Raw genomic sequence first — 1,497 nt, forward strand, 5'->3', positions numbered from 1 at the left:
ACGTTCTTCGAATTTCCTACCTTTGCCGGATTAAGCTCAACTTTTGTACAAAACTTAAGAAAATAATACGGTTGGATGTTTCTCTACAATTCGCAAAAGTGCCAAAGCAGCTCCGCGGGGCTGGCGTGTTCCCTGCTCCCAATTACGTAGCGTTTGCACTGATACCCCTATCAGAGCCGCAAACGCTTCTTGTGTTAGCCCTAGTCTATGACGTATCGTTGCTGCATCCGAAGGGCTTTCTAATTTTCTGGTACGCAAAATATCCTTTCCTGACTTATGCTGACGTATCGCCGCTAATTCTTCTTGTAAGTCAATGCCAAGCAAATCACTTTTTTCCATCATTTATTAATCTACTTAATCAGCTGCCTAACAATATTCTTATCTGCTTCTGACAAATCTTCTTGTTCTGTTTTTTCATACAAGGCCAGCATTGTTCTGTATGGTAGAAGTAAATTAAGCGCATTTCACCTCTCTTGCCTTTCCTTATCTTCCCAAACACAATGTTTGTGCACTACTCACGCTCTTGGTTTATACCATCATCACCAAACCGTAGTCATCAACGACCATGCGTTTTTAATAGCCAAACACTGATTTGTCGCCTTTTCTACCCAGTGAGCTACCGCATCCACTCCCGGTTGAATCACATCAACTACTTGCATTACCGCTTTGGCTGATTGCTCATCATCTTGCTCTTCTCGCGACCATTTACCACTCCATAAGACAGCTTAGGCTTCGGTTTGAGCGAGCTATATATGAAACGCTCCCGTCAATGTGGCAGCATGTCGTGACGCTAATATTGAGCACGCTGATTTGTTGATTGATCTGTTCCAGCGAGTTATCCCTCACTTTAGCAGCGGTTAAACGAGCTCTAAATCGAGACAGCACTGAATGATCAGGTACATCTTCGAGAGATAAATTAAGTAAGCGCATGACGTACAGGTTAGCAAGGGCTTTTCCGATGGGCTTCCAATCGCTCAAATTGTCAACCTGATTCTTGAAGTTACCTTTATGAGTGCAGTAAAAGACATCAAAATCTGAAAAGCTCATACTCACACTTACACCCAGCCAACTGATTAGAAATATATTTTACTATACATTGCACTTAGCTTGAGGCTTTCCCGTACAAAGGTCTCTATTTCCGTGACTTGATGATACTCTTAGTTTCTCAGGAATAATTTTATATTCTGATATCTAACAGGCTATCTAATATTATAAGATATCCAGATAGCTATCATTGCAAGCTTTCTCATAAAAGCATAAGAATTAATATTAACGATTTTAGATAACTTGAAAGATAGTGTGAACTTGAATTATATGGTCCTCCGCGATTGTTTAATGCTCCGAAGGCTATATAACAATTAGTTGTTGAATTTGCCCATTGATATTTGATAAACATCCATTAATCAGATAGATAGTGAATTTATAGGCGCCATAAGCCATTCATATTGTGGAATTTGCAAATTTCAACAGTTTTTTGCTTCATAGCCCTCCTAAAAT

Annotated in this window: 2 protein-coding genes; both read right to left on the minus strand. The window is 39.7% G+C overall.

Translation table 11 applies throughout. The features are described 5' to 3' along the window. Positions 1-54: 54 nt before the first annotated feature. Positions 55-342, minus strand: a complete 288-nt coding sequence (locus C7H79_RS17080; protein WP_242447360.1) for a helix-turn-helix domain-containing protein — start codon at positions 340-342, stop codon at positions 55-57. 363 nt (positions 343-705) lie between these two features. After that, positions 706-1,047 (minus strand): transposase, encoded by a 342-nt coding sequence (locus tag C7H79_RS19645; protein WP_106708421.1) that lies wholly within the window; start codon positions 1,045-1,047, stop codon positions 706-708. Positions 1,048-1,497 lie beyond the last annotated feature (450 nt).

The sequence above is a fragment of the Nitrosomonas supralitoralis genome (assembly GCF_003011925.2).
GTDB lineage: Bacteria > Pseudomonadota > Gammaproteobacteria > Burkholderiales > Nitrosomonadaceae > Nitrosomonas > Nitrosomonas supralitoralis.